This window comes from Bradyrhizobium cosmicum (assembly GCF_032290525.1).
Taxonomy (GTDB): Bacteria; Pseudomonadota; Alphaproteobacteria; order Rhizobiales; family Xanthobacteraceae; genus Bradyrhizobium; species Bradyrhizobium cosmicum_A.
In genome coordinates this window covers 185,691-210,832 of the sequence record NZ_JASXTA010000004.1, presented here as the reverse complement: position 1 = coordinate 210,832, position 25,142 = coordinate 185,691, and the positions used below count along the sequence as shown (strand labels likewise).

The window sequence follows — 25,142 nt, the reverse complement described above, 5'->3', positions numbered from 1 at the left end:
ATGGCCACCGGCACCAGCCGCGTGCTGCACCGATCGCTCCGCGAGACGCCGCCCAAGGCGATCGGCGGCGAAGGCGTCTATCTCTTCGCCGAGGACGGGCGGCGTGTCATCGACGCCTCCGGCGGCGCGGCGGTCTCCTGCCTCGGCCACCAGCATCCGCGCGTGATCGCGGCGATGGCGAAGCAGGCTTCGACGCTTGCCTATGCCCACACCGCCTTCTTCTCGTCCGAACCGGCAGAGGCACTCGCCGAGACGCTGGTCGGTCACGAGCCCGGCGGTCTTGCCTACGCCTATTTCGTCAGCGGCGGATCGGAAGCGATCGAAGCCAGCATCAAGCTGGCGCGGCAATATTTCCTCGAGCGCAGCGAGCCGCAGCGGCAGCACTTTATCGCGCGGCGGCAGAGCTATCACGGCAACACCCTCGGCGCGCTCGCGGCCGGCGGCAATGCCTGGCGGCGCGCGCCCTATGCGCCGCTGCTATCTGGCGCCTTCAGCCATGTGACGCCGGCCTTTGCCTATCACGAGAAGCACGACGGTGAATCCGATGCGCAGTTCGCGGCACGGCTGGCCGCCGAGCTCGACGCCGAGTTTCAGCGACTCGGTCCCCATACCGTGGCGGCGTTCCTCGCCGAACCCGTCGTCGGCGCCACCGCCGGCGCGGTGACGGCACCGGACGGCTACTTCAGAGCGGTGCGCGAGATCTGCGACCGGCATGGCGCGCTGCTCATCCTCGACGAGGTCATGAGCGGCATGGGCCGCACCGGCACCACGCACGCCTGGGAGCAGGAAGGCGTCGCGCCGGATATCCAGGCCATCGCAAAGGGGCTCGGCGGCGGCTACCAGCCGATCGGCGCGATGCTCGCGAGCGGCAAGATCATCGACACAATCCGCTCAGGCTCCGGCGCGTTCCAGCATGGCCACACTTATCTCGCGCATCCCCTCGCCTGCGCCGCCGCGCTCGCGGTGCAGGATGTGATCCGCGAGGACGGCTTGCTCGACCGCGTCAAGGAGCGCGGCCGCCAGTTCGAACAGCGGCTGATCGAGCGCTTCGGCAATCACCGCCATGTCGGCGACATCAGGGGGCGCGGCCTGTTCTGGGCGATCGAGCTCGTCGCCGATCGCGCCAGCCGCACCTCCTTCGATCCCGCTCTGAAGCTGAACCAGAAGATCAAGGCCGAAGCTTTCGCCAACGGGCTCGGCTGCTATCCGGGCGGCGGCACCGTGGACGGCGTCCGCGGCGATCATGTGCTGCTCGCGCCGCCCTATATCGCTTCAGCTGACGAGATCGACCTCATCGTCGACAAGCTCGGCACGGCCGTCGACAACGTGTTGCGTAGTGTCAATCACTGAGGGGAGAGTAGCATGATGAGGAAAGTGACCATCGCAGCGGGCGTGCTCGCGGCATCGACGGTTGTGGCGTCGGCGGCAACGCTCGACACTGTGAAGAGTCGCGGCACCCTGGTGTGCGGCGTCAGCGCGGGCTTTGCCGGCTTCTCGGCGCCGGATTCGCAAGGCAACTACAAGGGCCTCGACGTCGATTATTGCCGCGCGCTCGCCGCCGGCGTGCTCGGCGATGCCAGCAAGGTCCGCTACGTCTCGCTCACCGCGCAGAACCGCTTCACCGCGCTGCAATCGGGCGAGATCGACGTGCTCTACCGCAATTCGACGCAGACTTATCTGCGCGGCGTCACGCTGGGCCTGCGGCAGGGGCCGGTCAATTTCTACGATGGCCAGGGTTTTGTCGTTAAGAAGGATCTCGGCGTGAAGGAGATCAAGGACCTCAAGGGCGCTACCGTCTGCGTCGCGCAGGGCACCACGCACGAGGTCACGCTCGGCGATTACGGCCGCGCCAACGGCATCGACTGGAAGCCGCTGGTGTTCGACCGCGTCGATACCATGTACCAGACCTTCTTCGGCGGCCGCTGCGATGCCATGACCCAGGACGCCTCCGCGCTCGCAGGCGCCGTGACCACCGCAGCGCCCAACCCTGCCGACTATGTCGTGCTGCCGCAGACCATCAGCAAGGAGCCGCTCGGCCCCTTCACCCGCAACGGCGACGAGGTCTGGAGCGACATCATCGCCTGGCTGCACTATGGCCTGATCGAAGCCGAAGAGCTCGGCGTCACGCAAGCTAATGTCGACGAGATGACGAAGTCGCAGACACCCTCGATTCAGCGGCTCCTCGGCACCTCGGGCGATCTCGGCTCGCGGCTCGGTCTCGACAACAAATGGCTGGTCACCGCGATCAAGGCCACCGGCAATTACGGCGAGATCTACGAGCGCAATGTCGGCAAGGCGAGCCCGCTCAAGCTCGACCGCGGCCTCAACGGCCTCTGGAGCAAGGGCGGCCTGATGTATGCGGTGCCGTTCAAGTAAACACGCGTGTCCCGGACGCGCTGCAGCGTGCAACGCTGCTGCGCAGAGCCGGGACCCGGCGGCGAGGATGGGCCCCGGCTCGGCAGCGCAATACTGCGTATTGCGCTGCGTCCGGGGCACGAGAGCTTTCCAGGAAGTCAGGTTCAATGACGACGCCCCCTCGCATCGCCCTGATCCACGCCCTCAAGCACTCCATCGCTCCGATCGAGGCGGCGTTTGCGACAGCCTGGCCGGAGGCGCGGCTGATGAACCTGCTCGACGACAGCCTGTCGGCGGATCTGGCACGCGACGGCGCGCTCACCGACGCCATGACCGCGCGCTTCCTCGCGCTCGGCGATTATGCGGTCGCAACGGGAGCGAACGCGATCCTGTTCACCTGCTCCGCCTTCGGCCCCAGCATCGAGGCGGTCGCACGCGCGCATGCGCCGATGCCAGTGCTCAAGCCGAACGAGGCCATGATCGAACAGGCGGTGACGATGGGCAAGCGGATCGGCCTACTCTCGACCTTCCCGCCGACGCTCGCCTCGATGCCGCCGGAGTTTCCCGACTCCGTCGCGGTCATCCCGAAACTCGCCGAGGGTGCGCTGGCCGCACTCGACCGTGGCGATCGCGTCACGCATGACAGACTGATCGCTGAGGCTTCACGCGATTTGCGCGATTGCGACGTCATCGCGCTGGCGCAATTCAGCATCGCGGCCACGGCGCCCCTGGTCGTGGAAGCCACCGGCTGCCCGGTCGTAACCACGCCGGACAGTGCAGTCGACAAGCTGATGAAGCTGCTGAAGGCGAAGCTCTAGGCGCCGGTCTTCTTCCGCCGCTGCGCATCCTTGATCGCCACCGCGAGTGCCGCCTTTGTCTCGTTGACGAAATCCTCGACCAGCTCCTCGCGCGTCGCATGTGCGGCCTCGCCGGTGAACAGACCCTGCTCGGCCAGCATCACCACGCCGTGCAGCGCCGCCCAGATCTTGAGCGCTTGCCGCTCGCGCAAGAAACCGACTGGGGGCGCTTCCAACGCTTCGATCACAAGTCCAAAGGTTTCTCGCGTGGCCTCGTGCAGCTCGCTGCCCTTGGCCGCGCATGACACCGTGCGCGAAGCGAACATCAGGCGGTAGATGCCGTTGCGGCGCAGGCCGAAGTCGAGTGTCGCCTGCGCCAGCCGCGACAGTTTTGACTGCTTCGACGGCTTCGCCATTGCCTCGCGCAGACGTGCACTCAGCTGCCGGAACGCCTCCGCCGTCACCGCCGTTAGCAGCGCATCACGGTCGGCGAAATGCCGATACGGCGCCGGCTGCGAGACGCCGAGCTGTTTCGCCAGGGCCTTGATGCTGATCGCTTCCATCCCGCCCTGCTCGGCCTCGCGCAACGCGGCCTTGATCAGGGCGTCGCGGAGATCGCCATGGTGGTAGGTGTTTTCGGGCTTACGGGCGAGTTGTGAGCGCATGTTGAAGGCAAGCCTATAAGTTTGCACTTGACAGGGGAAGCCTCTCGCGAATGTAATAGTATATAACTTTAAGCAGACGGCAAATGCCGCCTATAAAATTGACATGAGGAACGCGACGGCCTTCGGGCTCCGCGCACACGACCGAGGAAGCCGCCATGACAGAGCGACTGAGGGTTCGCGTCGATCCCGACAAGTGCCAGGGCCACGCGCGCTGCAAGGCGCTGGCGCCGGAGCTGTTCGAGCTCGACGAATACGGTAACGCCCATGAAGCCGGCGACGGCACCGTCCCGCCGGGGCTCGAAGACAAGGCTTGGCTTGCCAAATCCAACTGCCCGGAAATCGCGATCGATGTGATCGAGGAGTAGCGCGGCCTGTGCCGCTTGCGAGCTTTCAGCGAACACGAGCCTCAGGGGATCTCCTGCCATGTCCGACGTCAGCCAACCCGTCGCCCATCCGCCCGTCACCGACTGGGTCAACGATTTCGACCACACCGATCCGCAATGGACCGACGATCCCTTCCCGATCTGGGAAGAATTGCGCGCCGCAAGCCCGGTCGTGCACACTGAACGCTTCCTCGGCTGCTACATGCCGACGACCTATGAAGCCGTGCGCGAGATCGCCAACGACACCGAACATTTCTCGTCGCGCCGGATCATCGTCCGCGACGTCCGGCCCGAGGTTGCCAGGAACGCCGCCCCGCCGATCACCTCCGATCCGCCCGTGCACAAGCCGGCCAAGCAATTGCTGCTGCCGCCCTTCACGCCCGACGCGATGAAGAAGTTGGAGCCGCGGATGCGCGCGATCTGCAACGAGCTGATCGACGCCTTCATCTCCGACGGCAAGGTCGACGCCGCGGCGCGCTACGCCAAATACATCCCGGTTCGGGCCATCGCGCACATGCTCGGCATTCCCGAGTCTGACAGCGATCTCTTCATCAACTGGATCCACATGATCCTGGAGCTCGGCATCAAGGACGAGAGCAAGCTGCTCCAGGCGGTGCAGGAGATGAGCGCCTATTTTAGGACGCATATCGAGGAGCGCAAGACGAAGCCGACCGATGATCTCATCTCCTATCTGATGAATGCCAAGGACAAGGAAGGCCAGCCGCTCGAAGAGTCGCACGTGCTCGGCTCGCTGCGGCTGCTGCTGATCGCCGGCATCGACACCACCTGGAGCGCGATCGGGTCCTCGCTCTGGCATCTCGCCAGGACCCCGGCCGATCGCGAGCGGCTGATTGCCGAGCCCGGCCTGATCCCGATCGCCGTGGAGGAGCTGCTGCGCGCCTATTCGCCGGTGACGATGGCCCGCGAAGTGGTCAAGGACACGACGATCTCCGGCTGTCCGGTCAAGCCGGGCAACATGGTGCTGCTGTCCTTCCCGGCCGCGAACCGCGATCCAAAAATGTTTCCGGACGCTGACAAAGTCGTGATCGACCGGCGGGAGAACCGCCATGCCGCCTTCGGCCTCGGCATCCATCGCTGCGTTGGTTCCAACCTTGCGCGCATGGAAATGCAGGTTGCGCTGGAAGAATGGCTGAAGCGGATTCCGGACTTCCGGCTCGATCCCGCAGGCACCGTGACCTGGTCGCAAGGCACCGTGCGAGGCCCCCGCCAGTTGCCATTTCTGCTGGGAAAGGCGATGTAGGCCTCTCCAAAAGCGACGCGGAGAGGCCGGACGTGACTGAGCAAGCAACCCAACCCGCCTCCGACCACCTCGACATCGCCGACGCCCAGCGGCGGATCAAGGCGATTTTCATCGGCTCGATCGGCAATCTGGTCGAGTGGTACGATTTTTACGCTTATACGGCATTCGCGCTCTATTTCGCTCCGGCTTTCTTTCCAGGCAACGACCCCGTCGTCCAGCAATTGAACGTCGCCGTCGTGTTCGCGGCGACCTTTCTGATGCGCCCCTTGGGCGGCTGGCTGTTCGGCTATATCGCCGACCATTTTGGCCGGCGCATCTCGCTGACGCTGTCTGTCGTCTTCATGTGCTTTGGCTCGCTGATCATCGCGCTGACACCGACCTATGCGACCATCGGTTTCGCCGCGCCGGTGATTCTGGCACTCGCCCGGGTGATCGAGGGCCTGAGCCTCGGCGGCGAATATGGTGCCAGCGCGACCTATCTCAGCGAGGTCGCCGATCCCAAGCACCGCGGGTTCTATTCGAGCTTCCAGTACGTCACGCTCATCGGCGGCCAGCTCACCGCCATCATCGTGCTGCTGCTCCTGCAAAAGGTCTTTCTGACGCCGGAGGAGCTGAAGGCGTGGGGCTGGCGCATCCCGTTTGCAATCGGCGCTGCCCTTGCGATCTTCGCCGCAGTGATGCGGCGCAATCTGCACGAGACCGAGGCTTTCGAGGAAGCCAAGAAGGTCGTGATGCCGACGGGCTCGATCGCCAACCTTCTGCGTTATCCGCGCGAGCTGCTGCTGGTCGTCGGCCTCACCGCCGGCGGCACCGCGGCGTTCTACACCTTCACCACCTACATGCAGACCTTCGTCAAACTCTCGGTGGGGCTGACCGAGGACCAGACCACCTTCGTGATCTTCGGCACACTGATCTTCGCGACCATCCTCCAGCCGATCTACGGCGCCATCTCCGACAGGATCGGACGCAAGCCCCTGCTGATCTTCTTCGGTGTCGCCGGCACACTCGCAACCGTGCCGCTGCTGATGACGCTGAGGGAGACCAAATCGCCTTTCATGGCCTTCATCCTGATCTGCGCCGCCTGGCTGTTCGTCGCCGGCTACACCTCCATCAACGCCGTGGTGAAGGCCGAACTGTTCCCGACCAATGTCCGCGCGCTCGGCGTCGGCCTGCCCTATGCCATCACGGTCTCGATCTTCGGTGGCACCGCTCCCGCAATCGCGCTCTACTTCAAGAGCATCGGGCACGAAGACTGGTTCTACTTCTATCTCAGCGGCATCATCTGCCTGTCGCTGATCATCTATTCCACGATGCGCGACACCAAACACGCCTCCGCGATGCACCGACACGAGTAGCTCATGGCCGACGATCACGAGCCTCCCGACAGCAAGCTGACCCGCACCAAGGAGAAGTGGGCGCGCGAGGGCCGTTTCCTCACCGGCAAGATCACGCGTCCGGAGGACCAGCGCCTGCCGCCCGGACAGCACCTCACCAAGGATTGGCCGGTGCTCGATCTCGGCGTCGTGCCGCCGGTTTCGCGCGAGCGCTGGCGACTCGATGTCTATGGCGCGATCGAGAACGCGGTATTCTGGACCTTTGCCGAGTTCGCCGCACAGAAGCAGACGCAATTCACGTCCGACATCCATTGCGTAACGACGTGGTCGCGCTACGACAATCAGTGGGAGGGGCTCGCGACACGCGAATTGCTCGCGGCCTGCCAGCCGCGCGAGGATGCGCGCTTCGTCGTGCTGCATTCCTATGACGGTTACACCACCAATCTCGCGCTGGAAGACTTTGCCGCCGAGGACGCGCTGCTCGCCCATAGCTGGTCGGGCCAGCCGCTGACGGACGAGCATGGCGGCCCGGTGCGCCTCGTCGTGCCGCATCTGTATTTCTGGAAGAGCGCCAAATGGCTCCAGGCCATCGAATTCCTGACTGACGACGCGCCGGGCTTCTGGGAAGTCCGCGGCTATCATAACCGCGGCGATCCCTGGGCCGAGCAGCGCTACTCGGGCGATTAGGTTCAAGCAAGGACAGGGGGGAAGCCCAATGCCGACGGAGCGCTTTCAATTCGCGGGCGAAGGCGGCCATCAGCTGGCAGCCGCGCTGGAGCTGCCCGACGGCGAGCCCGTCGCCTTTGCGCTGTTCGCGCATTGCTTCACCTGCGGCAAGGACACGCTGGCCGCCAAGCGCATCTCGGTCGCGCTCGCCGCCAAGGGCGTTGCGGTGCTACGCTTCGACTTCACCGGGCTAGGCTCCAGCGAAGGCGATTTTGCCAATTCGACGTTCTCCTCCAACGTCGCTGATCTCGTGCGTGCAGCCGATCATCTGCGCACAACTCGCAAGGCACCGTCGATTCTGATCGGCCACAGCCTCGGCGGTGCGGCAATCCTCGCGGCGGCCGGGAAGATTCCCGAGGCGAAAGCGGTGGTCACCATTGCAGCGCCATCCGATCCCGCCCACGTCACCGGCCTGTTTAAGGACCACATCGACAACATCCGCACGCAGGGCGAGGTCGAGGTCTCGCTCGCCGGGCGCCCATTCCGGATCAAGCGCGAATTCCTCGAGGACATCGCCGAGCACGCGCTGATGAAGGACGTCGCTGCCCTGCACAAGGCGCTGCTGATCATGCAGTCACCTCTCGACGACACCGTCGGCATCGACAATGCGACCAAGATCTTCCTTGCAGCCAGACATCCCAAGAGCTTCGTCTCGCTGGACCACGCCGATCATCTCGTGAGCAGGCCGGCCGACGCGCTCTACGCGGCCGATGTGATCGCGGCGTGGGCCAGCCGCTACATCGATACGGCAAAGCCTGCGAAAGCGATGGACCTCGCTGAAGTGCCGCGCAACGTCGTTGTTCAGGAAACCCGCAAGAGCAAGTTCAACCAGATCATCACCGTCGGTCCGCATCATCTGGTGGCAGACGAGCCGGTTGCGGCGGGCGGCGAAGATGCCGGCCCCGGCCCCTACGATTTCCTGCTCGCCGGCCTCGGTGCCTGCACGTCCATGACCATGCGCCTCTATGCCGACCGGAAGTCGCTGCCGCTCGACCGCGTCACGGTCACGCTGAAACACTCCAAGATCTACGCCAAGGACTGCGCGGAGTGCGAGACGCGCGAGGGCCTGCTCGACCAGATCGAGCGCGACATCGCAATTGACGGTGCGCTCGACGCCGAGCAACGCAAGAAGCTGATGGAGATCGCGGACAAGTGCCCGGTGCACCGGACGCTGACGTCGGAGATCCGCATCGTGACGACGGCGAAAGGCTAGCGCGACTGCGTCAGAAGCACGATGCCATCGTTCGCAGCGCCGCGCTGATTTCGCTCTCACGCCAAGCGGCAAAGCCAAGCAGCAGGCCATGATCGCGCGGCCGACCCAGTGCCAGACTGGATAGGGCTCGCGTCTCGACGCCCGCGGCAACCAGCCGCTTGACCGCTGCCTGGTCGGCCTGACCGCGCTTGAGGCGGGCGACGAGCTGGATGCCGCCCGAGGGCACCTCGGCCGAGAGCACTTCGGCGAGATGGCGCTGCAGTCCCTCGACGAGATGATCGCGGCGCATGTGATAGAGGCGGCGCGCCCGGCGCAGATGCGCGAGGAAATGCCCATCGGCAATGAACTCTGCCAGCGCTTCCTGGATGTGGCTGGACGCGATCAGCCCGATGTGCCGCTGAGCGATCTCCAGGGTGCCGATCAACGCCGGCGGCACGACGAGATAGCCGAGCCGGATATCCGAGGTCATCGCCTTCGAGAAGGTGCCGACATAGAATACGCGGCCATGGGCATCGAGACCCTGCAAGGCCGGCACGGGCCGGCTGTCATAGTGGAATTCGCCGTCGTAATCGTCCTCGACGATCCAGGTTTTGCCGGGCCTGCTCAGCCCAAGAAATTCGGTGCGGCGGGCCAGCGACATCAGTCGCCCGGTCGGGTGCTGATGCGAGGGCGTCATGAAGATGAGCTTTGGCGCAGCCATCCCCGGCATCCGTTGCATGCCTTGCTCGTCCAGCCTGATGCCCGCCACGCGCGCGCCGGACGCATGGAAGGCGGCTGCGCCTCCGGGATAGCCGGGATCCTCGACCCACACGTCATCGCCGGGCGTAACGATGGCAGCCGCAATCAAGCTCAGCGCGGCCTGCGCGCTCGGCAGGATCAGGATCTGATCCGCAGCGGCGCGGACGCCTCTGCTGGTGGTGAGATAGCGCGCCAGCGCCTCACGCAGGTGCGGTCGGTTGATCGGACCAAGCTCACGCCTGGCCGCAAGCACGGCGCTGCGGCGCAGGCAGCGCGCCCAGACTTCATGCGGAAACTCCCTTGCATCGCCAAGTCCTGGACGTAGCGGCTTTAGAGGCGCCTGATAGGACATCGGCCAGTCGGTCTGCTTGAGCTTCGATGCCCAGGATGAGAGCCGCGGCTTGCGCGGGCGGACGCCAGATGCGACGGCGCCGCCCCCTTCGATACGCTCGCTGCCGTCGACCTTCACCACCGGACGGCGCCCGTGTGACGCCTCGAGATATCCCTCGGCAGCAAGCTGCTCGAACGCATGGGTGACGGTGTTGCGCGAAACGCCGAGATCATGCGCAAGCCGGCGGCTCGACGGCAGGACGCGTCCCTTGCCGAGACGGCCGGTCGCGATCAGGGCTCGGAGCTGGCTCGTCAGGTGCGCCACCAGCCCCGCGTCATCGGCCCGCCTCAGGTCGATCAGAGCAGAGATCATATCATCTGAAACTGGCACCTTATTCCTTTCCAATCTGGCACTTTTTCAGGTGCCAAGCGGATGCTATCCGCTGAACTGGACTGCTTCAAGGACCTCCGAGATGACCTCCCTGTCACCCCGCGCGGCCGTGGGCCTATTCCTCATCGTCGTGCTGGCCTGGGGCATAAACTGGTCGGTGACGAAACAACTGGTGCAGTTCGTCCCACCGCTATGGAGCGCTGCGATCCGAAGTTGGATCGCTCTGATCGGCCTCGCGGCAATCCTCGGGCTGAGTAATAATCTGGTGATCCCGGACCGGCGCGACATTCCGGTCGTCCTCAGCGTTGCGCTGCTGCACATGACGCTGTTCTCGATCCTGGTCGCCGCGGGCCTGCGCTTCCTGCCCGCCAGCAAGGGCGTCGTGCTCGGCTACACCACGCCACTCTGGGTCGCGCTCGCCGCACCTCTGCTCGGGAAGGAAATCCTGACGGCGCCAAAGCTCGCCGGCGGCCTGCTGGGGCTGATCGGCCTTGTCGTCATCCTGAACCCGGCTTCGATCGACTGGACCAATGCGAACGTCGTGCTCGGCGCCGGCATGGTTATCCTGGCCGCGATCTCCTGGGCCGCGAACATCATCTATATCCGCGCGCATCGCTGGATCGCCTCGCCGCTCCAACTTCTGATCTGGCAGGTGCTCGTGGCAACAATCGTGCTGTCGGCGAGCGCGACAATCGTGGATGGCCTCCCGCATGTGGAGTGGTCGTGGAGGCTCGTGTTGCTGTTCCTGTATTCGGGGCTGATCGGAACGGTGCTGGCCTATTGGGCGATGTCGATGGTGAACAAGAGCATCTCGGCGCTGACGACCTCGCTCGGCACCACCGCAACGCCGCTCGTCGGCATCGCCAGCGCTGCGATCCTGCTGGGCGAGCCGATCGACGTGAGTCTTGCCATCGCGGCCGGACTGATCGTCACCGGCATCGGTTTCGCGACGCTGGGCGACCGGTTGCTGCGCGGTCAGGCCACCGCGAGCGGCTGAACGCGCAAGCTTCCGCGCAGGCCTGCCGTCGTGCCGAGCAGGATGCCGGCTAGCGCGACGAACGAGCCGAGCGCGAGCGTCGATACGCCGGTGAGCCCCTGCCCGATCGAGCAGCCGAATGCCATCACGCCGCCGATCCCCATCAGCGCGGCGCCACTCGCCGAGCGCAGCATGTGACGCGGCGAGGAATAGCCTTCGAGGTGAAAGCGGCCGGTTGCAAGCGCAGTGGCCAGACTTCCGGCGAAGACGCCGGCGACGGTCGCGATGCCAAAGTTGAGGGTCAGGCCGGTCGAGAGCATCGCGTATTGCAGCGCGTCCGCGATCGGCGCGACGAAGGTCAGCGAGGTCACCGCGACGGGATTGAAATCATCGGCACCGAGATAGCCGGTAACGAACCAGCCGGCGGCGACGAGAAGACCGACGACGACCCCCGCAGCGATCTGGCCCGGCGAGCGGCGGAATGCCGGATGGGCAAAAGCAAACAAAACGAGCGCGACGACAATCACGGCAGCGGCCAGTGCGCGCGAAACGGCCTCGGCAGCACCAAGCGTCGCGAGCAGCGACGGCAGCGAATTGGTGCTGACGGTGGTCTGCGACGCCTGAACTAGCGCGATACGCGCCGGCGCGATCAGGCCCTTGAGCGTCATCTGTGCGGCGATGGCGAGCACGATCACGACAATGAAGGAGCGGAGATTGCCGCGGCCGAGCAGCACCAGCGCGCGGGAGCCGCAACCGTTCGACAGCACCATGCCATAGCCGAACAGCAGGCCGCCGAGGAACAGCACCGGCACCGAAAAGGATTGCTGCAGGTAGATCGACTTGCCTATATCGACCGTGCCGCTGCCGGCGAGGAGCTGGCTGGCGGCGACCGCAGCCGCGATCGCCAGCGCATAGGTCCGGACCAGCCGGCCGTCTCCGTCAGCAACAAAGCCGCGCATGCTGCTCATCAAACAGAAGCCGCTGAGCAGGCCCACGGCGCCGTAGATCAGGCCGATGACGAGGCCGGCGAGGATGACGAGTTGAGCGGATTCCATGATCAGGGCTTCAGGATCACGCGATCCCGCGAGGAGCCAGCGACCGCGACATACGCCTCCTTGGCGCGCTCCAGCGGATAGACGGCATTTGCGCTGATCGGAAACGGCTTCAGGTGACCGCTGGCAAAGCCGGCGCCGAGATCGCGCAACACCTCGCCGGTTGCGGCCGAGGACAGCCCGAGCGTGTCGATGCCGACATAGGTGTGCTGGCCCCGGTAGAATTCGAGGATGTTGAACTGCACGATGCGATCGATCGCTGCGATCAGGATCTGACGGCCGCGCAAGCCGAGCGACTTGTGCGCCGCCTGAAAATAGGGATCGCCGACCGTGTTGAAGACGATGTCGGCGCCCTTGCCGCCGGTCACTTCGCGCACGCGTGCGGCGACATCGGTTGCGGACGCATCGATCACCTCGATAGGCGCGTTGGCATGGCCCTCATAGGCTTCCGCCTTGCGTACCACGCCGATGACGCGAGCGCCCTGCCAGGTCGCGATCTGCACCGCGGCCTGACCGACCTTGCCGTTGACACCAAACACCAGAACAGTTTCGTCACTCTTGGGCACGCCGGCGCGGCGAAAGCCTTCCATCGCGGTGACGAAGGGCACGCCGATGCCTCCGGCCTCTTCCCAAGACACCGTCTTCGGCTTCTCCACCACGGCATCGGCCTCGACGACGAGATGGCTGGCATGGGTGCCGTCACGGCGAACGCCGAGATCACCGGAGGAGCCGAACACCTCGCGGCCGATCGTGCCGGCCGGGCCGTCGATGACCACGCCGGCATAGTCGCGACCGGGCGTACGGGGGAAGACGGCATAGGGCATCAGGCCGGTTGCGGCCTTGACGTCGGAGGGATTGACCGCGGCGGCCTTCACCTCGATCAGGAGATCGTTAGGGCCGCGAGCAAGCGTCTGACGCTCGACTACCGGCGCAACCGCAGCCGCGTTCCCGGCCTTGGCATTGAGACGCACACAGCGCGCATCGACGGCTTTGGTATCGGCTGTTGACATGGAAAGACCTGCGATTTCTCGCGGGCCTTGTCGCCTCTGCGGAGGATCAAGTCAATCCTTCGGCCGCTTGTCGTAGAGGCGCTTGGCCTTGCCGAGCGAGCGCTCCAGCGTGGCGGGCGCGACCACCTGCACCCTCGAACTGATTCCGATCGTGTTCTTGATGTGGGTCGATATCCGGTCGGCCTGATCGACGAGACCCCGTCCGTCCCAGCTCTCGGGCCGCGCCTCGGCAATGATGGTCAATTCGTCCATGCGGCCTTCACGGGTGAGTTCGAGGATGAAGTGCCCGCCGCACCAGTCGGTCGCGAGCAGCACTTCCTCGATCTGGGTCGGGAACAAATTGACGCCGCGCAGGATGATCATGTCGTCGGAGCGGCCCGTCACCTTCTCCATGCGTCGCATGCCCGGTCGGGCCGTGCCCGGCAGCAGCCGCGTGAGATCGCGGGTGCGATAGCGGATCACCGGAAAGGCTTCCTTGGTGAGCGACGTAAAGACGAGTTCGCCCTTCTCGCCGTCGGGGAGCACTGCGCCGGTTTCAGGGTCAATCACCTCCGGATAGAAATGGTCCTCCCAGACGTGCAGGCCGTCCTTGGTCTCGATGCATTCCTGTGCGACGCCGGGGCCGATCACCTCGGAGAGACCATAGATGTCGGTCGCATCCATGTCGAAGGCGTCCTCGATCTCGCCGCGCATCGCATTGGTCCAAGGCTCGGCGCCGAAAATGCCGACCTTGAGCGAGCATTGGCGCGGATCCAGCTTCTGGCGCTTGAACTCATCGAGAATCGCCAACATGTAGCTCGGCGTCACCGTGATGATGTCGGGCCGGAAGTCGTTGATGAGCTGCACCTGCCGCTCGGTCATGCCGCCCGAGATCGGTACCACTGTGCAGCCGAGTTTTTCGGCGCCGTAGTGCACCCCCAATCCGCCGGTGAAGAGGCCGTAGCCATAGGCATTGTGGATGATCATGCCGGTGCGGCCGCCGGCGGCGCGGATCGAGCGCGCCATCACCTCCGACCAGGTGTCGATGTCGCGTTGCGTATAACCCACCACGATCGGCTTGCCCGTCGTGCCGGAGGAGGCGTGTACGCGCACCAGCTTTTCACGCGGCACGGCGAACATGTTGAAGGGATAGTTGTCGCGAAGATCCGTCTTCACGGTGAACGGAAATTTCGCGAGATCGGTGAGCTCGCGAAAATCGGACGGATGCACGCCGGCCGTGTCGAATGCCTTGCGATAATGCGCGACGTTGTCATAGGCATGCTTCAGCGACCAGGCCAGCCGCTGCGTCTGCAACGCCATGATCTCGTCGCGCGACGCGCGCTCGTGCGCGTCCATCTCGGCACTATAGGTGTTGCCACCTTCCTTGAGCCTCGTCAGAGCCATCCTCGTTTCCCCACATTGGTTCGTTCTTTTCTTTATTGGTCTTGTGCCGGCAGCCAGGTGCCGGGAATGACGCGCGAATGCCCGCGGAATTCCGCTATGACGGTGTCGCCGGCAGTCACGCGCACGTCATAGATTCCGGAGCGGCCGCCGCGGGTCACCTCCCGCGCCTTCGCGACGAGGCGGTCGCCGAGCTTGCCGGGCTTGATGAAGGTGATCTGGCCCTGCGCCGCGACGACGCGATCGTTGTGCGAGTTGCAGGCGAAGGCGAAGGCGGAATCGGCGAGTGTGAAGATGAAGCCGCCATGCGCGATGCGCTGGCCGTTGACCATGTCCGGCCGCACCGTCATTGCCAGCATCGCAAAGCCCGGCCCAATCTCGACGAGCTCCATGCCAAGCCCCTTGGAGGCATCGTCCTCCGCCCACATCGCATCTGCACAGGCGCGGGCAATGTCCTCAGGCGACAGGATGGCTTTGAGGTTCACGCGCTTCTCCCGGCCAAATGTTTACCCATAATGCTCTGCTGCCTGGCGCTAACTGTCAAACGTGGTCGTAATCGACCACGACCCGCTCCGACGACGGCTTCGCCTGGCAGGTCAGGACGAACCCGGCTTTCAGCTCCCAGGGCTCCAGCGAATAGTTGAGGTCCATCGGCGCCTCGCCCTCGACCAGCTTGGCGCGGCAGGTCGAACACATGCCGCCCTTGCAGGCGAAGGGCAGGTCGATGCCGGCGCGCAGCGCGGCGTCGAGGATGGCTTCATCCTCGGCGACCGGAACCTCGCGGCGCTTGCCGTCGATGATGAGCGAGGCGATCGCCTTCGGCGGCGCGTCGGGGGCGATGGCCTTCTTCGGCCGCGGCTTGCCGCCGAATTCGGAAACAAAGCGCTCAACGTGGATGCGCTCCTCCGCGATACCGAGATCGCGGCAGGTCGCCTCGATGTCCTCGCTCATACCGAGGGGACCGCAGACGAAGACGTGATCGACGCTTGCCGCCGGCACCAGCGAGCGCAGCAGCACCCTCACCTTGTCGCCATCGAGCCGGCCATGCAGGATCGGAATGTCCTGTTCCTCCCCGGAGATGACGTGGAAGATCGAGAGGCGATCGATGAAGCGGTCCTTCAATTCCTCGAGCGCTTCGAGGAACATGATGTTGTCGGTGGCGCGGTTGCCGTAGAACAGGAAGAAGCGGCTGTCCGGCTCGCGTGCGAGCACGCCCTTCACGATCGACAGGATCGGCGTGATGCCGGAGCCGGCGGCAAAGCCGACATGGATGCGCGCACTACCGGCCGGCGCGACCACGCCAAAGCGGCCCGTCGGCGTCATCACGTCGAGCTCGTCGCCGCATTTCAGTTCGTCCGCGGCCCAGCTTGAAAACGCGCCGCCGTCGACCTTCTTCACGGCGATGCGGATCTCACCGTCGTCGGGGCCAGAGCAGATCGAATAGGAGCGGCGCACCTCTTCTCCGTCCAGCATGGTGCGCAGTGTGAGATACTGGCCGGGGGTGAAGGCATAGTCGCTCTTCAGGTCCGTCGGGATGGCAAAGGTCATCGAGACAGCGTCGGAGGCCTCGCGGCGGAGGTCTTCGACGGCCAAGCGATGGAAGCGCGGTGCTGCTGCTGACATGGTCAATGACACTTGAAATAATCGAAGGGTTCGCGGCAGGCCTTGCAGCGCCACAGCGCCTTGCAGGAGGTCGAGCCGAATTCGGACAGGAGTTCGGTCCTGTCCGATCCGCATTGGGGGCACGCAACCGCCTGCTCGCCAAACAGCGCGCGGCGCGAGCTTGAGGCCTGCGGCGGCGCGATGCCGTAGGCACGCAGCTTGCGGCGGCCCTCCTCGCTCATCCAGTCGGTGGTCCAGGCCGGCGACAGCACCGTGCGCACTTTTGGCTGGCGAAAACCGGCGCGTTCCAGCGCGACCTCTATTTCGAATGCGATCATGTTCATGGCCGGGCAGCCCGAATAGGTCGGCGTGATCGCAACCTCGACTTGATCTCCGTTGAGAACGACATCCCGGAGGACGCCGAGATCGGCAATGGTGAGCACCGGGATTTCCGGATCGACCACGTTTGCCGCAGCATCCCAGGCGCGCCGGCGCAGATCGCTGTCGCGGTCCAGCACGCTCACCATGTCTGCCCCGGGAAGGTGCGCTGCATCGATTGCAGCTCGGACAGGAGATGCCCGAGATGCTCGCTGTGCCGGCCCACGCGGCCGCCCTGCTGCATCCAGTCGTTCTGCGGCAGTTGAAGGGTTGCTTCGCCGACCACATCGGAAAGCGTCATCAGCCAGCGGCCGCGCAAGGTGCCGGGATCGATGGCGATACCGGCATGGATCAGGGCGCGCTCGCCGTCGTCGACGGCAAACATCTCGCCGGTGAAGGCCCAGAGATGATCGATGGCTCCTTGCGCGCGCGCGTGGCTCTCGTCGGTGCCGTCGCCGAGCCGAATGATCCACTCCGAGGCGTGCCGCAAATGGTAGGCGCTCTCCTTCTCCGACTTGGCGGCAATCGCCGCCAGCGTCGTGTCGCGCGATGTCATCATCGCGCGCCAATAGAGGTCGGCGAAAGCGGAATAAAAGAACTGCCGCACCAGGGTCTGGGCAAAGTCGCCATTGGGCTGCTCGACTAGCAGCAAGTTGCGGTACTGCCTGACGTCGCGCAAATAGGCGAGCTTGTCCTCGTCGTTGTCGCGGCCTTCAGCCTTGGCGGCATAGCCGTAGAGCTCGCGGGCCTGGCCGATGAGGTCGAGCGCGATATTGGAGAGCGCCATGTCCTCTTCCAGCATCGGCGCATGCCCACACCATTCCGACAGCCGGTGGCCGAGGATCAGCGCATCGTCGGCACGGCGCAATGCGTAGAGCACCAGCGGCGTTTCGGCGACCTGAATGTTGGCGGTTGCCATCACATGTGCCCCACTTCCTCGGGCACCTCGTAGAACGTCGGATGCCGGTAGATCTTCGATTCCGCCGGCTCGAACATCATGCCTTTCTCGGCGGGATCGCTGGCCGTGATCGCGGTGGACGGCACGACCCAGATCGAGAGGCCCTCGCCGCGCCGGGTGTAGATGTCGCGGGCGGCTTGCAGGGCCATGGTCGCGTCGCTCGCATGCAGCGATCCGACATGCTTGTGCGCGAGCCCGTTGCGACTGCGAATGAAGACTTCCCACAGCGGCGTATTCGGCGTGGCCATCCCGATCTCCCTATTCCGCGGCTTGTGCGGTCTGACGACGCGCGCGCTTTTCGGCGTAGGCGGCCGCCGCCTCGCGCACCCAGGCGCCTTCTTCGTGCGCCTTGCGGCGCGCGGCGATGCGATCGCGGTTGCAGGGTCCGTTGCCGGCGAGCACCTGCTTGAACTCGGTCCAGTCGATCTCGCTGTAGCGCCAGTGCCCTTCGGCATCCTGAATCATGCCGGGATCGGGAATGGTCAGCCCGAGATATTGCGCCTGCGGCACGGTGGCATCGACGAATTTCTGACGCAGCTCGTCATTGGAGAAGCGCTTGATCTTCCACTTGGTCGAAGTATCGCTGTGCTGACTCGTCGCATCGGGCGGGCCGAACATCATCAGCACCGGCCACCACCACCTATTCAGCGCATCCTGCGCCATCGCCTTCTGCTCGTCGGAGCCACGGCACAGCGTCAGCATGATCTCGTAGCCCTGGCGCTGATGGAAGGACTCCTCCTTGCAGACGCGGATCATCGCGCGCGCGTAGGGGCCATAGGAGCAGCGGCACAGCGGAATCTGGTTCATGATCGCAGCGCCGTCGACCAGCCAGCCGATGGTGCCGATGTCGGCCCAGATCAGCGTCGGATAGTTGAAGATCGAGGAGTATTTGGCTTTGCCGGCGAGCATGGCGTCGACCAGCTCTTCGCGCGAGGTCCCGAGCGTCTCGGCGGCGGCATAGAGATAAAGCCCATGACCGCACTCGTCCTGCACCTTGGCGAGTAGCGCTGCCTTGCGGCGCAGCGTCGGCGCACGCGTGATCCAGTTGCCCTCGGGCAGCATGCCGACAATTTCGGAGTGGGCGTGCTGTGAGATCTGGCGGGTCAGCGTCTTGCGATAGGCCGCCGGCATCCAGTCGTTCGGCTCGATGCGCTCCTCGGCATCGATGCGGGCCTGGAACTGCGCAGCCCTGGCCGCGTCTTCAAGACCGCGATCGTCCGCCTCGGCCGTGTTCAGCGCCTGGGTATACATGCGCATCCTCCCGTTTGATCGGGAGGCAATATATAACAAAAATGAGTTCATGCAAGATATTTCTGTAACATAAAAATCAGGCCTCGAACCTCCTTTCCAGAAGCTTCCGGGCCGGCGGCAGCGGGCCCTTCTCGTTGATTCCATGGCCATCGAGCCATTGTTCGGACGGGGCAAGCAGCGCCCGATAGATCTCGCCGCAGAGTTCGCGAGCTGCCCTCCCCGGCCAATCGCCGGGCAGCAGGCTTTCGGGCAGCAATGGATCGCGCAGCACGACGCGGCGATAATAGTGGATCAGCAGGATACGTGCGGTGAAGGCATCGGCCTCGGACAGGTCAGTCCCGCGTGCAATTGCAGCACGCAACGGCTCGAACGTTTTCATGAATTTGAGATAGGCATCCGCAGTGCGGTCCAGCGGCCAGCTGGCGCTGAGCAGGCGGCGGCCGCTGTCATCCTCCGCTGAGACTTCGAGGCGGATCGCTCCCGCAGCCTCGTCCGGCACGGCAACGCCCGACGGCGCGACCCACACGCCCGGCAGCGGACTGCCGAAGCCGGCGTTGCGCAACGCTTCGCGCGAGACGTCGCGATCCTCGCCATTGCCGATCAGGAGCAGCTCGAAGCGCCCGGTCCAGTCCGACGGCGGCGGATCGTAGATATGGCGCGTCGCGGCCTCAAAAGTCTGACTTCCTTTGTCGGCCAGACGATAAAAACTGTTGCGGCCGACCTTTTCGCGCGTCAGCCAGCCATCGGCGGCGAGCCGCGACATCGCGGTACGAACGACGCCGCTGTCGATATCAAGACTTTCGAAGAATTCCAGCAGCGTGCCGAGCCACACCGAGCCGCCGCGCGGCACGATGGCGTCGCCGAACATTGTGATGACGATGGAGCCGGTGCGCGATGGCTCGCGCTTGAGCTGGTCGATGATGCGGGACAACGGATGCGCCATGCGCGAGGCATAGCGCGTTTGATGCGGGCGCGACAATGGATGCGAGCGACACTTTCGCGGCCCCAACGCCCTGCTCCCCGCATCCGCCTTCGCTAAAGCTTCGGCGGACATGCGCGGGGAGAGGCGAAGAGATTACCGATGCGGATCGGGGTACGCCAGGCTGCGCCAGCCGCTGCGGTCGAACGGCCGCCATTGGCCTTCCTTCTGCGCGAGGCGATCGGCCACCGCGTAGACCGCGGCCGGATGATGCCCCATGCCGCAATGGCTGCTCTCGATCTCGATGCTCTCGGTCAGCGCGCCCGTCTTCTCCATGCAGCCCTGCCAGGCACAGACGCCGTCGGTGCGGCTGAAGATGGCGGTGGTCGGCACCGGCGGCGGCACGGCGAGCTCTCCGCCAAACTCTGGATCGACCTCGTCGGACTTCCGCCCGCTCGCCCATTCATAGACGCGCCAGGCATTGGTCGAATGGGGATTGCCCGCAAACGGGCTGCCGAGCGTGATCACCTGGCGCACGCGCTCGGGCATCATCTTGGCGAGCTGGCGCGCATAGAGGCCGCCGAGACTCCAACCGACCAGACTGATCTTGCGGCCGTTCCTGTCGTTGAGTTCCTGGACCAGGTCGACCATCGCGTGCTGCACGCCCTCGCGCAGGCCATAGTTGCGGCCCTGGCGCCAGCCGCTCACCGCGTAGCCTCTGCCCGACAGGAAGGTGCGCAGGGCGCGCGTGGACGCGTCGGAGGCCACCAGGCCCGGCAGCACCAGCACCGGATGCCCGTCGCCGCGCGGCGCAAGGCTCAGTAGCGGCAGCGCGCCGAGGAATGCGCCGAACTCGTGGATCGCGCGCCCTTCCAGAAACATCAGGGTACGGGACGGCGGACGCAGCGTCAGGGCAGTAGCGGTCATCAATGGTCCCTCGGGAGAATTGCTGAAAAACGTCACCGGCTGCGATGCCGGCAAATGGGTATGAATTCCAACATGCCAGCTTTTCGAACGTTCCGCAGCGCAGCATGAATCAGCTAAGCGGCCGGTTCCCGACATTCAAGCGGCTGAAACCAGAGGCCACAATAGGCCCGCGCGTGAATGCTAACGTCCGTGACGCAAAAGTCACAGCAATCGAAGCAGGAATTCTACGGAGTAGAGCGCAAGTCCGGCGAGCCCGCCGATCAGCGAACCGTTGAAGCGGATGTATTGCAGGTCGCGGCCGATGTTGATCTCGATCAGCGAAATCAGCTGGGCCATGTCCCACGCCTTGACCTGGTCCGAGATGAAGATCGAGACGCCACTCTTCTGGTCGGCGACGAAGCTGCGCAGCACCGCCACCAGGCCCTGGTTGATCTCGCCGCGCAACTCGGCATCGCCGGCGAGCGCTTCGCCCGCGGCGACGAACACACCGGCGAGATGATGCTGCAACACCTGCGTCTCACCGCTCGCGCTGCGCTCGATGAAGGAGCGCGTGTTGGCCCAGACGGTGCGGGCGAGATCGGTGAGTTCGGGCCGCGCGAGCAGATCGCGCTTCAATCCGTCGATGCGATCGATATAGGCCCGATCGGTGCCGAGCCGGTCGACGAAGCCCAGCACCATGCGATCGAACTCGCCGCGGAACGGATGTTTGGGATCGCTGCGCACCTCGTTGAAGAAAGCGGTGGCGGACGCGACGATCTTGTTCACCAGAAACTTGTCAGCGCGATAGAGCCTGAGCAGGGTCGGCAATTCCGCGCGCACCTTCTCGCGGATCATTGCCATCGTCTCCGTCCGGTTCAGCGTCTCGTGCATCACGCGCAGGAGATCGTCGAACAGGATCTGGTGGCGCCCCTCCGCCACGAAGCCGCGGAGCGTACCGGCCGCGAGCGGTGCAAGGTCGATCGCCTGGAGTTGCGAGGACAGGCGGCGGATGATGAAGGTCATCAGCCCCGAGGTCTCGGTCGCGGAGACAGCCTCGGGCAGCAGGCGCAGCGCAAACCTCGCGAGATCGTCGCTGCGCTTGCGGTCACGCAGCCAGTCGGCGACGAACGAGCCGAAATCGATCTCCTTCAGCTTGGCCTCCACGGGGCCCGCTTCGAGGAAATGCACTTGAATGAACTCGCCGAGCTTGTCGGCGATGCGGGCCTGGTTGCTCTGAATGATCGCGGTGTGCGGGATCGGCAGGCCCAGTGGCCGCTTGAACAGCGCAACCACCGCATACCAGTCGGCGAGCCCGCCGATGGTCGCAGCTTCCGCGAAGGCCGCGATGAAGCCGAACACGGGATGCACGGGCAGCAGCCATTTCGCCACGACGAACAGGGCAAGCGTCGACGCCAGCACCAGCGTCGCCAGCATCTTGACGCGGCGCAACTCGGCCGCGCGTTCGGCATCGCCGGGGCTGTCGAAGGAAAAGGTGGCGGGGGGAGTCATCACTGCATCACCCTACCCGTCATTGCGAGCGAAGCGAAGTAATCCAGTCTGTCTCCGTGGAAAGACTCTGGATTGCGTCGCTTCGCTCGCAAAGACGGCAGCGCAAAACAAGGCCCGCCGAAGCGGGCCTCAAATTCAGTTTGTCGTCTCAGACAGATCAGGCGGGCTTGGTGTAGACCTTGGCAAAATTGTCCTGAGCGGACTTCGCACCGTTGGCGGCGAGCTTGCCGACATAGTCGGCGGTCGCCTTGGCGCGCGAGACGAACACTTCGCCGCGCGAGCGGAGCAGGCTCGACTGGATCTCGACGGCTTCGCTGAACGACTTGGCGGAGGCAAGCTTGTCGATGCCCGAGAAGAACGCCTCGGCGTCCTCGTAGATCGCCTGCTGGATGTTGCGGCTGATCTTGCCGGCCTCGGTGACGGACTCGGTCACCGCGTTCTCGACGGCGGCGGTCACACGCTCGGACCCAGCGAACACCTCGGCAGCACGGTCCTTGGCGGTGTTGGCGGTCTTCTTGACGAACTCGCGGGCGGCCTCGGGAACTTCCAGGTTCTGGATGTTCTTGAAAGCGTCCTTGAAGCCTTCGAAAGCGGTGTTGGTTTCGGTGGTCATGGGGTTCTCTCCATCCTCATTGGGTTGAGCTATGGGCTCACCCCGTCCGCGTTGGCCCGGGGCACGGCTTATATGGCATAGTTAATTGTGCGACGCAATATCAATGCTGCAGTGCGATATCACGAATTCGTGAACAGCCTTAATGAGCGGCAATTTGGTGCCTCCGTAGCCAGTCGGAGCCGCCGGGAACCTAGTGCTGGACGGCGCCCGGAAGTCCATAAGCCTCCATCTGGGCCTGCACCTGCGCGATGTTGTGCCCGAGCACCACGATGTCGTGGGTCTTGCCATCAACGTCCCGAACATGGTCGCGCAGCAAAGCCTCGGCCTTGAAGCCGAGGCTCTCGAACAGGGTGATCGCCGCCTGCTGGTCCACCGTCATCTGGACCGAGAGCTTTTCCAGGCCAGCGCCAAGCGCGAGCGCAAAAGTCTCCTGCGACAGCGCGCGTCCCACCCCCTTCCCGCGCACGTCGAGCGAGACCACCATGCGGATCTCGCCGACATGCGGCGACCAGGAGTGCGGATCGCGCACCAGCGTGCCGCAGCCGACGACGTTGCCATCTTTCACTGCGAGGAGGCTCGTGATCGCGCCGCGCTCGATCTCCTTGACCCAGGCCGACAGCACTTTCGGCTCGCTGATGTTGCGCGGCAGGAACAACAGATCGTGGGTCGGCAGGCCCTTGCCGAAGGCGAGCACCGCGGCCTCGTCCGCGGGCGACATCACGCGGATCTCGATATCGCCGGCGTCCGTCTTGATGTGACGCGGATAGGAACGCTGCTCGCTCATGTCGATCTCTTCCCCAGCCAGGAGTCCAGTTTCGGCCACAGCCGCTTCACCGCGTTGGCGCCGGCGACGAGCGAGACGTGACCGCCCTTCAGCATCACCTCTTCCTTGTCCTCGGACCCGATCTTGGCGATCAGGTGCTTTGCGGCGTCATAGGGCACGATATGATCGTGCTCGGCAACGGCATGCAGGAACGGCACCTTGATATCTTCCAGTTTCGCCGCGCGACCGCCGACCGACATGGTGTCGTTGTAGAGCTTGTTGTCCCACATCAGGTCCTTGGTGATGGTGCGAAAATATTCGCCCGCGAGCGGCAGCGTGTCGGTCGCCCAGCGGTCGAACATCCGGTAGGATTTGACGAACTCGTCGTTCCAGATGTTCTCCCAGAGCTGTATCTGGCTCACCGTGCGCGAAGCCGGGCGCAGCATCTCGAAAGAGGACAGGATCATCTCCGGTGGCACGTTGCCGACGCTATCGACGAGATGGTCGACGTCGAAATAGCGGCGGTCGGAGAAATTCGAGAACAGCTTCATCTCCCGGAAGTCGATCGGCGTGGTGAAGCAGATCAAATTCTTCATCGGCCCATCCTTGTGGATCGAGCCGTAGAGCAGTGACAGCACGCCGCCGAAGCAATATCCGATGACGGAGACGTCGTGCTCGCCGGAATCAGCTTGCACGCGGCGGACGCAGTCCGGAATGAAGTCGAGGACATAGTCCTCCATCCGCAGGCTCTTCTCCTCCGGGCGCGGCGCACTCCAGTCGAGCATGTAGACGTCGTAGCCGCGCTTGAGCAGAAACTCGATGAAACTCTGGCCGGGCACGAGATCGAGGATGTAGCCGCGGTTGGTGGTGGCCATCACGATCAGCACCGGCACGCGGTAGATCTCGTCCGACGTCGGCCGGTAGTGATAGAGGCTCATGGTGCCGCGCGAATGCAGCACGTCCTTCGGCGTCGAGCCGAGGGTGGGCCCGGAGGTCGAGAAATATTCGACGCCCTTGATGCTGCGCTGGATGGCGCGCTGCACCTCGGACTGGATGCGCTCCGGGATGGATGCGACATCGAGTCCCGTTGGCGCGTTCATGTTTGTCCTCCGTTTTCGGAGGGTGGACGCTTCGTCCGCGGCGGCCTTGGCGCCCCGTCGAAGCCTTGTGAGATGCCGGAACTTGCCGCCAGCTGGCTCAGCATCGACTTGATCTCACCGATCTGTCCTTCGATGGTCTGTAGCCGCTCCGCGAGACTCGTCACCTGCTCCCGGCTCGGCAGATTCATGGAGACCAGATATTTCTCCATGAGCTCACCGAGCTGTTTCTGAGCACCTGCAGCAACTCCGCCCGCGCGGTTCATTGCCTGCGAAAACTCGGGCGAGGACATGGCCTGGTTGGCGAAGGAGTTGAACCCCTTCTCCATCTCGCCCATCATCTTCTGCCACATGGCGACGGGGTCGTTGATCTTGTCGGTCATCGGCGTCCTCCCTGATATCGCGAGCTTCGACGCCCTTCTTTTTCGCCATACCACACCGTTGCGCGGAAACGGTCAACCGGCAGGTCGCCCGGTGCGGCGCACACGGCTTCTTTGCGGCGTGAAACCATGCGATACACGACGGACCAGAAGCC

Annotated in this window: 27 protein-coding genes; 9 read left to right on the top strand and 18 right to left on the bottom strand. The window is 64.5% G+C overall.

Going from position 1 to position 25,142, the window contains the following annotated elements; genetic code table 11:
* From QSV46_RS09505 to QSV46_RS09495, 3 genes are all read left to right on the top strand, one after another.
* Entirely contained in the window at nt 1-1,350 is a 1,350-nt protein-coding gene (locus QSV46_RS09505; protein WP_314949656.1) for an aspartate aminotransferase family protein, read from the top strand.
* A 12-nt stretch (nt 1,351-1,362) separates the two neighbouring features.
* Entirely contained in the window at nt 1,363-2,376 is a 1,014-nt protein-coding gene (locus tag QSV46_RS09500; protein ID WP_314949654.1) for an amino acid ABC transporter substrate-binding protein, read from the top strand.
* A 146-nt stretch (nt 2,377-2,522) separates the two neighbouring features.
* The gene (locus QSV46_RS09495; protein ID WP_314949652.1) at nt 2,523-3,173 is read left to right on the top strand and encodes an arylsulfatase; all 651 of its coding nucleotides are present in this window, start codon (nt 2,523-2,525) and stop codon (nt 3,171-3,173) included.
* Here QSV46_RS09495 and QSV46_RS09490 read toward each other — a convergent pair.
* Nucleotides 3,170-3,817: a TetR/AcrR family transcriptional regulator gene (locus QSV46_RS09490; protein WP_314949651.1), complete on the bottom strand. Its 648-nt coding sequence runs from the start codon at nt 3,815-3,817 to the stop codon at nt 3,170-3,172. The genes QSV46_RS09495 and QSV46_RS09490 overlap by 4 nt on opposite strands.
* A 155-nt stretch (nt 3,818-3,972) precedes the next feature.
* Here QSV46_RS09490 and QSV46_RS09485 point away from each other — a divergent pair, with 155 nt between their 5' ends.
* From QSV46_RS09485 to QSV46_RS09465, 5 genes are read left to right on the top strand one after another with little or no spacing between them, the layout of a single operon-like run.
* Nucleotides 3,973-4,182: a ferredoxin gene (locus tag QSV46_RS09485; protein ID WP_045008980.1), complete on the top strand. Its 210-nt coding sequence runs from the start codon at nt 3,973-3,975 to the stop codon at nt 4,180-4,182.
* Between the two features lie 58 nt (nt 4,183-4,240).
* Nucleotides 4,241-5,461 carry a cytochrome P450 gene (locus QSV46_RS09480; RefSeq protein ID WP_314949650.1) on the top strand — a complete coding sequence of 407 codons (1,221 nt, stop codon included), beginning with the start codon at nt 4,241-4,243 and terminating at the stop codon, nt 5,459-5,461.
* A gap of 32 nt (nt 5,462-5,493) precedes the next feature.
* On the top strand, nt 5,494-6,816 hold the full coding sequence (locus QSV46_RS09475) for an MFS transporter (protein ID WP_314949649.1): 1,323 nt from the start codon (nt 5,494-5,496) through the stop codon (nt 6,814-6,816).
* A gap of 3 nt (nt 6,817-6,819) precedes the next feature.
* Nucleotides 6,820-7,482, top strand: coding sequence for a sulfite oxidase-like oxidoreductase (locus QSV46_RS09470; protein WP_314949648.1), 663 nt, complete (start codon nt 6,820-6,822; stop codon nt 7,480-7,482).
* Between the two features lie 28 nt (nt 7,483-7,510).
* A complete protein-coding gene (locus QSV46_RS09465; RefSeq protein WP_314949647.1) occupies nt 7,511-8,734 on the top strand; it encodes a bifunctional alpha/beta hydrolase/OsmC family protein in 1,224 nt (407 codons plus the stop codon).
* 10 nt (nt 8,735-8,744) lie between these two features.
* Here the strand turns inward: QSV46_RS09465 and QSV46_RS09460 are convergent, their stop codons facing one another.
* Nucleotides 8,745-10,175: a PLP-dependent aminotransferase family protein gene (locus QSV46_RS09460; protein ID WP_314949981.1), complete on the bottom strand. Its 1,431-nt coding sequence runs from the start codon at nt 10,173-10,175 to the stop codon at nt 8,745-8,747.
* A 100-nt stretch (nt 10,176-10,275) separates the two neighbouring features.
* On the opposite strand from QSV46_RS09460, the gene QSV46_RS09455 reads away from it, so the two are divergent.
* Nucleotides 10,276-11,190 carry a DMT family transporter gene (locus tag QSV46_RS09455; RefSeq protein ID WP_314949645.1) on the top strand — a complete coding sequence of 305 codons (915 nt, stop codon included), beginning with the start codon at nt 10,276-10,278 and terminating at the stop codon, nt 11,188-11,190.
* Here the strand turns inward: QSV46_RS09455 and QSV46_RS09450 are convergent.
* From QSV46_RS09450 to QSV46_RS09375, 16 genes are all read right to left on the bottom strand, one after another.
* Entirely contained in the window at nt 11,169-12,224 is a 1,056-nt protein-coding gene (locus QSV46_RS09450) for a YeeE/YedE family protein (RefSeq protein WP_314949644.1), read from the bottom strand. The genes QSV46_RS09455 and QSV46_RS09450 overlap by 22 nt on opposite strands.
* Nucleotides 12,225-12,226: 2 nt before the next feature.
* Nucleotides 12,227-13,231 carry a zinc-binding alcohol dehydrogenase family protein gene (locus QSV46_RS09445; RefSeq protein WP_314949643.1) on the bottom strand — a complete coding sequence of 335 codons (1,005 nt, stop codon included), beginning with the start codon at nt 13,229-13,231 and terminating at the stop codon, nt 12,227-12,229.
* Nucleotides 13,232-13,282: 51 nt separating this feature from the next.
* Nucleotides 13,283-14,614 carry a phenylacetate--CoA ligase PaaK gene (paaK, locus tag QSV46_RS09440; RefSeq protein ID WP_314949642.1) on the bottom strand — a complete coding sequence of 444 codons (1,332 nt, stop codon included), beginning with the start codon at nt 14,612-14,614 and terminating at the stop codon, nt 13,283-13,285.
* A gap of 32 nt (nt 14,615-14,646) precedes the next feature.
* Nucleotides 14,647-15,096 carry a hydroxyphenylacetyl-CoA thioesterase PaaI gene (gene paaI / locus QSV46_RS09435; RefSeq protein WP_314949641.1) on the bottom strand — a complete coding sequence of 150 codons (450 nt, stop codon included), beginning with the start codon at nt 15,094-15,096 and terminating at the stop codon, nt 14,647-14,649.
* 55 nt (nt 15,097-15,151) lie between these two features.
* Nucleotides 15,152-16,234: a 1,2-phenylacetyl-CoA epoxidase subunit PaaE gene (paaE, locus tag QSV46_RS09430; RefSeq protein ID WP_314949640.1), complete on the bottom strand. Its 1,083-nt coding sequence runs from the start codon at nt 16,232-16,234 to the stop codon at nt 15,152-15,154.
* A 2-nt stretch (nt 16,235-16,236) separates the two neighbouring features.
* Nucleotides 16,237-16,740 (bottom strand): 1,2-phenylacetyl-CoA epoxidase subunit PaaD, encoded by a 504-nt coding sequence (paaD, locus tag QSV46_RS09425; protein ID WP_314949638.1) that lies wholly within the window; start codon nt 16,738-16,740, stop codon nt 16,237-16,239.
* Nucleotides 16,734-17,510, bottom strand: coding sequence for a 1,2-phenylacetyl-CoA epoxidase subunit PaaC (gene paaC / locus QSV46_RS09420; RefSeq protein WP_314949636.1), 777 nt, complete (start codon nt 17,508-17,510; stop codon nt 16,734-16,736). Before paaC ends, paaD begins: the two co-directional genes overlap by 7 nt.
* On the bottom strand, nt 17,510-17,797 hold the full coding sequence (gene paaB, locus QSV46_RS09415) for a 1,2-phenylacetyl-CoA epoxidase subunit PaaB (protein ID WP_008136594.1): 288 nt from the start codon (nt 17,795-17,797) through the stop codon (nt 17,510-17,512). The genes paaC and paaB overlap by 1 nt, the downstream gene beginning before the upstream one ends.
* A gap of 10 nt (nt 17,798-17,807) precedes the next feature.
* Complete coding sequence (gene paaA, locus QSV46_RS09410; protein ID WP_314949611.1) at nt 17,808-18,800, bottom strand: 1,2-phenylacetyl-CoA epoxidase subunit PaaA; 993 nt, start codon at nt 18,798-18,800, stop codon at nt 17,808-17,810.
* A gap of 76 nt (nt 18,801-18,876) precedes the next feature.
* Nucleotides 18,877-19,743, bottom strand: coding sequence for a phenylacetic acid degradation operon negative regulatory protein PaaX (paaX, locus tag QSV46_RS09405; protein WP_314949609.1), 867 nt, complete (start codon nt 19,741-19,743; stop codon nt 18,877-18,879).
* A 132-nt stretch (nt 19,744-19,875) separates the two neighbouring features.
* Complete coding sequence (locus tag QSV46_RS09400) at nt 19,876-20,646, bottom strand: alpha/beta hydrolase (protein ID WP_314949607.1); 771 nt, start codon at nt 20,644-20,646, stop codon at nt 19,876-19,878.
* A 201-nt stretch (nt 20,647-20,847) separates the two neighbouring features.
* Nucleotides 20,848-22,134: a DUF445 domain-containing protein gene (locus tag QSV46_RS09395; protein WP_314949605.1), complete on the bottom strand. Its 1,287-nt coding sequence runs from the start codon at nt 22,132-22,134 to the stop codon at nt 20,848-20,850.
* 157 nt (nt 22,135-22,291) lie between these two features.
* Complete coding sequence (locus QSV46_RS09390; RefSeq protein ID WP_314949604.1) at nt 22,292-22,747, bottom strand: phasin; 456 nt, start codon at nt 22,745-22,747, stop codon at nt 22,292-22,294.
* 190 nt (nt 22,748-22,937) lie between these two features.
* Nucleotides 22,938-23,531, bottom strand: coding sequence for a GNAT family N-acetyltransferase (locus QSV46_RS09385; RefSeq protein ID WP_314949601.1), 594 nt, complete (start codon nt 23,529-23,531; stop codon nt 22,938-22,940).
* Entirely contained in the window at nt 23,528-24,610 is a 1,083-nt protein-coding gene (locus QSV46_RS09380) for a PHA/PHB synthase family protein (protein WP_314949598.1), read from the bottom strand. Before QSV46_RS09380 ends, QSV46_RS09385 begins: the two co-directional genes overlap by 4 nt.
* Nucleotides 24,607-24,990, bottom strand: a complete 384-nt coding sequence (locus QSV46_RS09375; protein ID WP_314949595.1) for a hypothetical protein — start codon at nt 24,988-24,990, stop codon at nt 24,607-24,609. Before QSV46_RS09375 ends, QSV46_RS09380 begins: the two co-directional genes overlap by 4 nt.
* Nucleotides 24,991-25,142 lie beyond the last annotated feature (152 nt).

Bases quoted from the DNA above. Each gene is read 5' to 3' on its own strand.
- QSV46_RS09470 (WP_314949648.1), top strand. From the start codon at position 6,820: ATGGCCGACGATCACGAGCCTCCCGACAGCAAGCTGACCCGCACCAAG.
- paaE (WP_314949640.1), bottom strand. From the start codon at position 16,234: ATGTCAGCAGCAGCACCGCGCTTCCATCGCTTGGCCGTCGAAGACCTC.
- QSV46_RS09450 (WP_314949644.1), bottom strand. From the start codon at position 12,224: ATGGAATCCGCTCAACTCGTCATCCTCGCCGGCCTCGTCATCGGCCTG.
- QSV46_RS09460 (WP_314949981.1), bottom strand. From the start codon at position 10,175: ATGATCTCTGCTCTGATCGACCTGAGGCGGGCCGATGACGCGGGGCTG.
- QSV46_RS09395 (WP_314949605.1), bottom strand. From the start codon at position 22,134: ATGACTCCCCCCGCCACCTTTTCCTTCGACAGCCCCGGCGATGCCGAA.
- QSV46_RS09385 (WP_314949601.1), bottom strand. From the start codon at position 23,531: ATGAGCGAGCAGCGTTCCTATCCGCGTCACATCAAGACGGACGCCGGC.
- QSV46_RS09400 (WP_314949607.1), bottom strand. From the start codon at position 20,646: ATGACCGCTACTGCCCTGACGCTGCGTCCGCCGTCCCGTACCCTGATG.
- QSV46_RS09505 (WP_314949656.1), top strand. From the start codon at position 1: ATGGCCACCGGCACCAGCCGCGTGCTGCACCGATCGCTCCGCGAGACG.
- QSV46_RS09390 (WP_314949604.1), bottom strand. From the start codon at position 22,747: ATGACCACCGAAACCAACACCGCTTTCGAAGGCTTCAAGGACGCTTTC.
- paaK (WP_314949642.1), bottom strand. From the start codon at position 14,614: ATGGCTCTGACGAGGCTCAAGGAAGGTGGCAACACCTATAGTGCCGAG.
- QSV46_RS09380 (WP_314949598.1), bottom strand. From the start codon at position 24,610: ATGAACGCGCCAACGGGACTCGATGTCGCATCCATCCCGGAGCGCATC.
- QSV46_RS09375 (WP_314949595.1), bottom strand. From the start codon at position 24,990: ATGACCGACAAGATCAACGACCCCGTCGCCATGTGGCAGAAGATGATG.
- QSV46_RS09500 (WP_314949654.1), top strand. From the start codon at position 1,363: ATGATGAGGAAAGTGACCATCGCAGCGGGCGTGCTCGCGGCATCGACG.
- QSV46_RS09495 (WP_314949652.1), top strand. From the start codon at position 2,523: ATGACGACGCCCCCTCGCATCGCCCTGATCCACGCCCTCAAGCACTCC.
- QSV46_RS09445 (WP_314949643.1), bottom strand. From the start codon at position 13,231: ATGTCAACAGCCGATACCAAAGCCGTCGATGCGCGCTGTGTGCGTCTC.
- paaC (WP_314949636.1), bottom strand. From the start codon at position 17,510: ATGGCAACCGCCAACATTCAGGTCGCCGAAACGCCGCTGGTGCTCTAC.
- QSV46_RS09455 (WP_314949645.1), top strand. From the start codon at position 10,276: ATGACCTCCCTGTCACCCCGCGCGGCCGTGGGCCTATTCCTCATCGTC.
- paaB (WP_008136594.1), bottom strand. From the start codon at position 17,797: ATGGCCACGCCGAATACGCCGCTGTGGGAAGTCTTCATTCGCAGTCGC.
- QSV46_RS09480 (WP_314949650.1), top strand. From the start codon at position 4,241: ATGTCCGACGTCAGCCAACCCGTCGCCCATCCGCCCGTCACCGACTGG.
- paaX (WP_314949609.1), bottom strand. From the start codon at position 19,743: ATGGCGCATCCGTTGTCCCGCATCATCGACCAGCTCAAGCGCGAGCCA.
- QSV46_RS09485 (WP_045008980.1), top strand. From the start codon at position 3,973: ATGACAGAGCGACTGAGGGTTCGCGTCGATCCCGACAAGTGCCAGGGC.
- paaA (WP_314949611.1), bottom strand. From the start codon at position 18,800: ATGTATACCCAGGCGCTGAACACGGCCGAGGCGGACGATCGCGGTCTT.
- paaD (WP_314949638.1), bottom strand. From the start codon at position 16,740: ATGGTGAGCGTGCTGGACCGCGACAGCGATCTGCGCCGGCGCGCCTGG.
- QSV46_RS09490 (WP_314949651.1), bottom strand. From the start codon at position 3,817: ATGCGCTCACAACTCGCCCGTAAGCCCGAAAACACCTACCACCATGGC.
- QSV46_RS09465 (WP_314949647.1), top strand. From the start codon at position 7,511: ATGCCGACGGAGCGCTTTCAATTCGCGGGCGAAGGCGGCCATCAGCTG.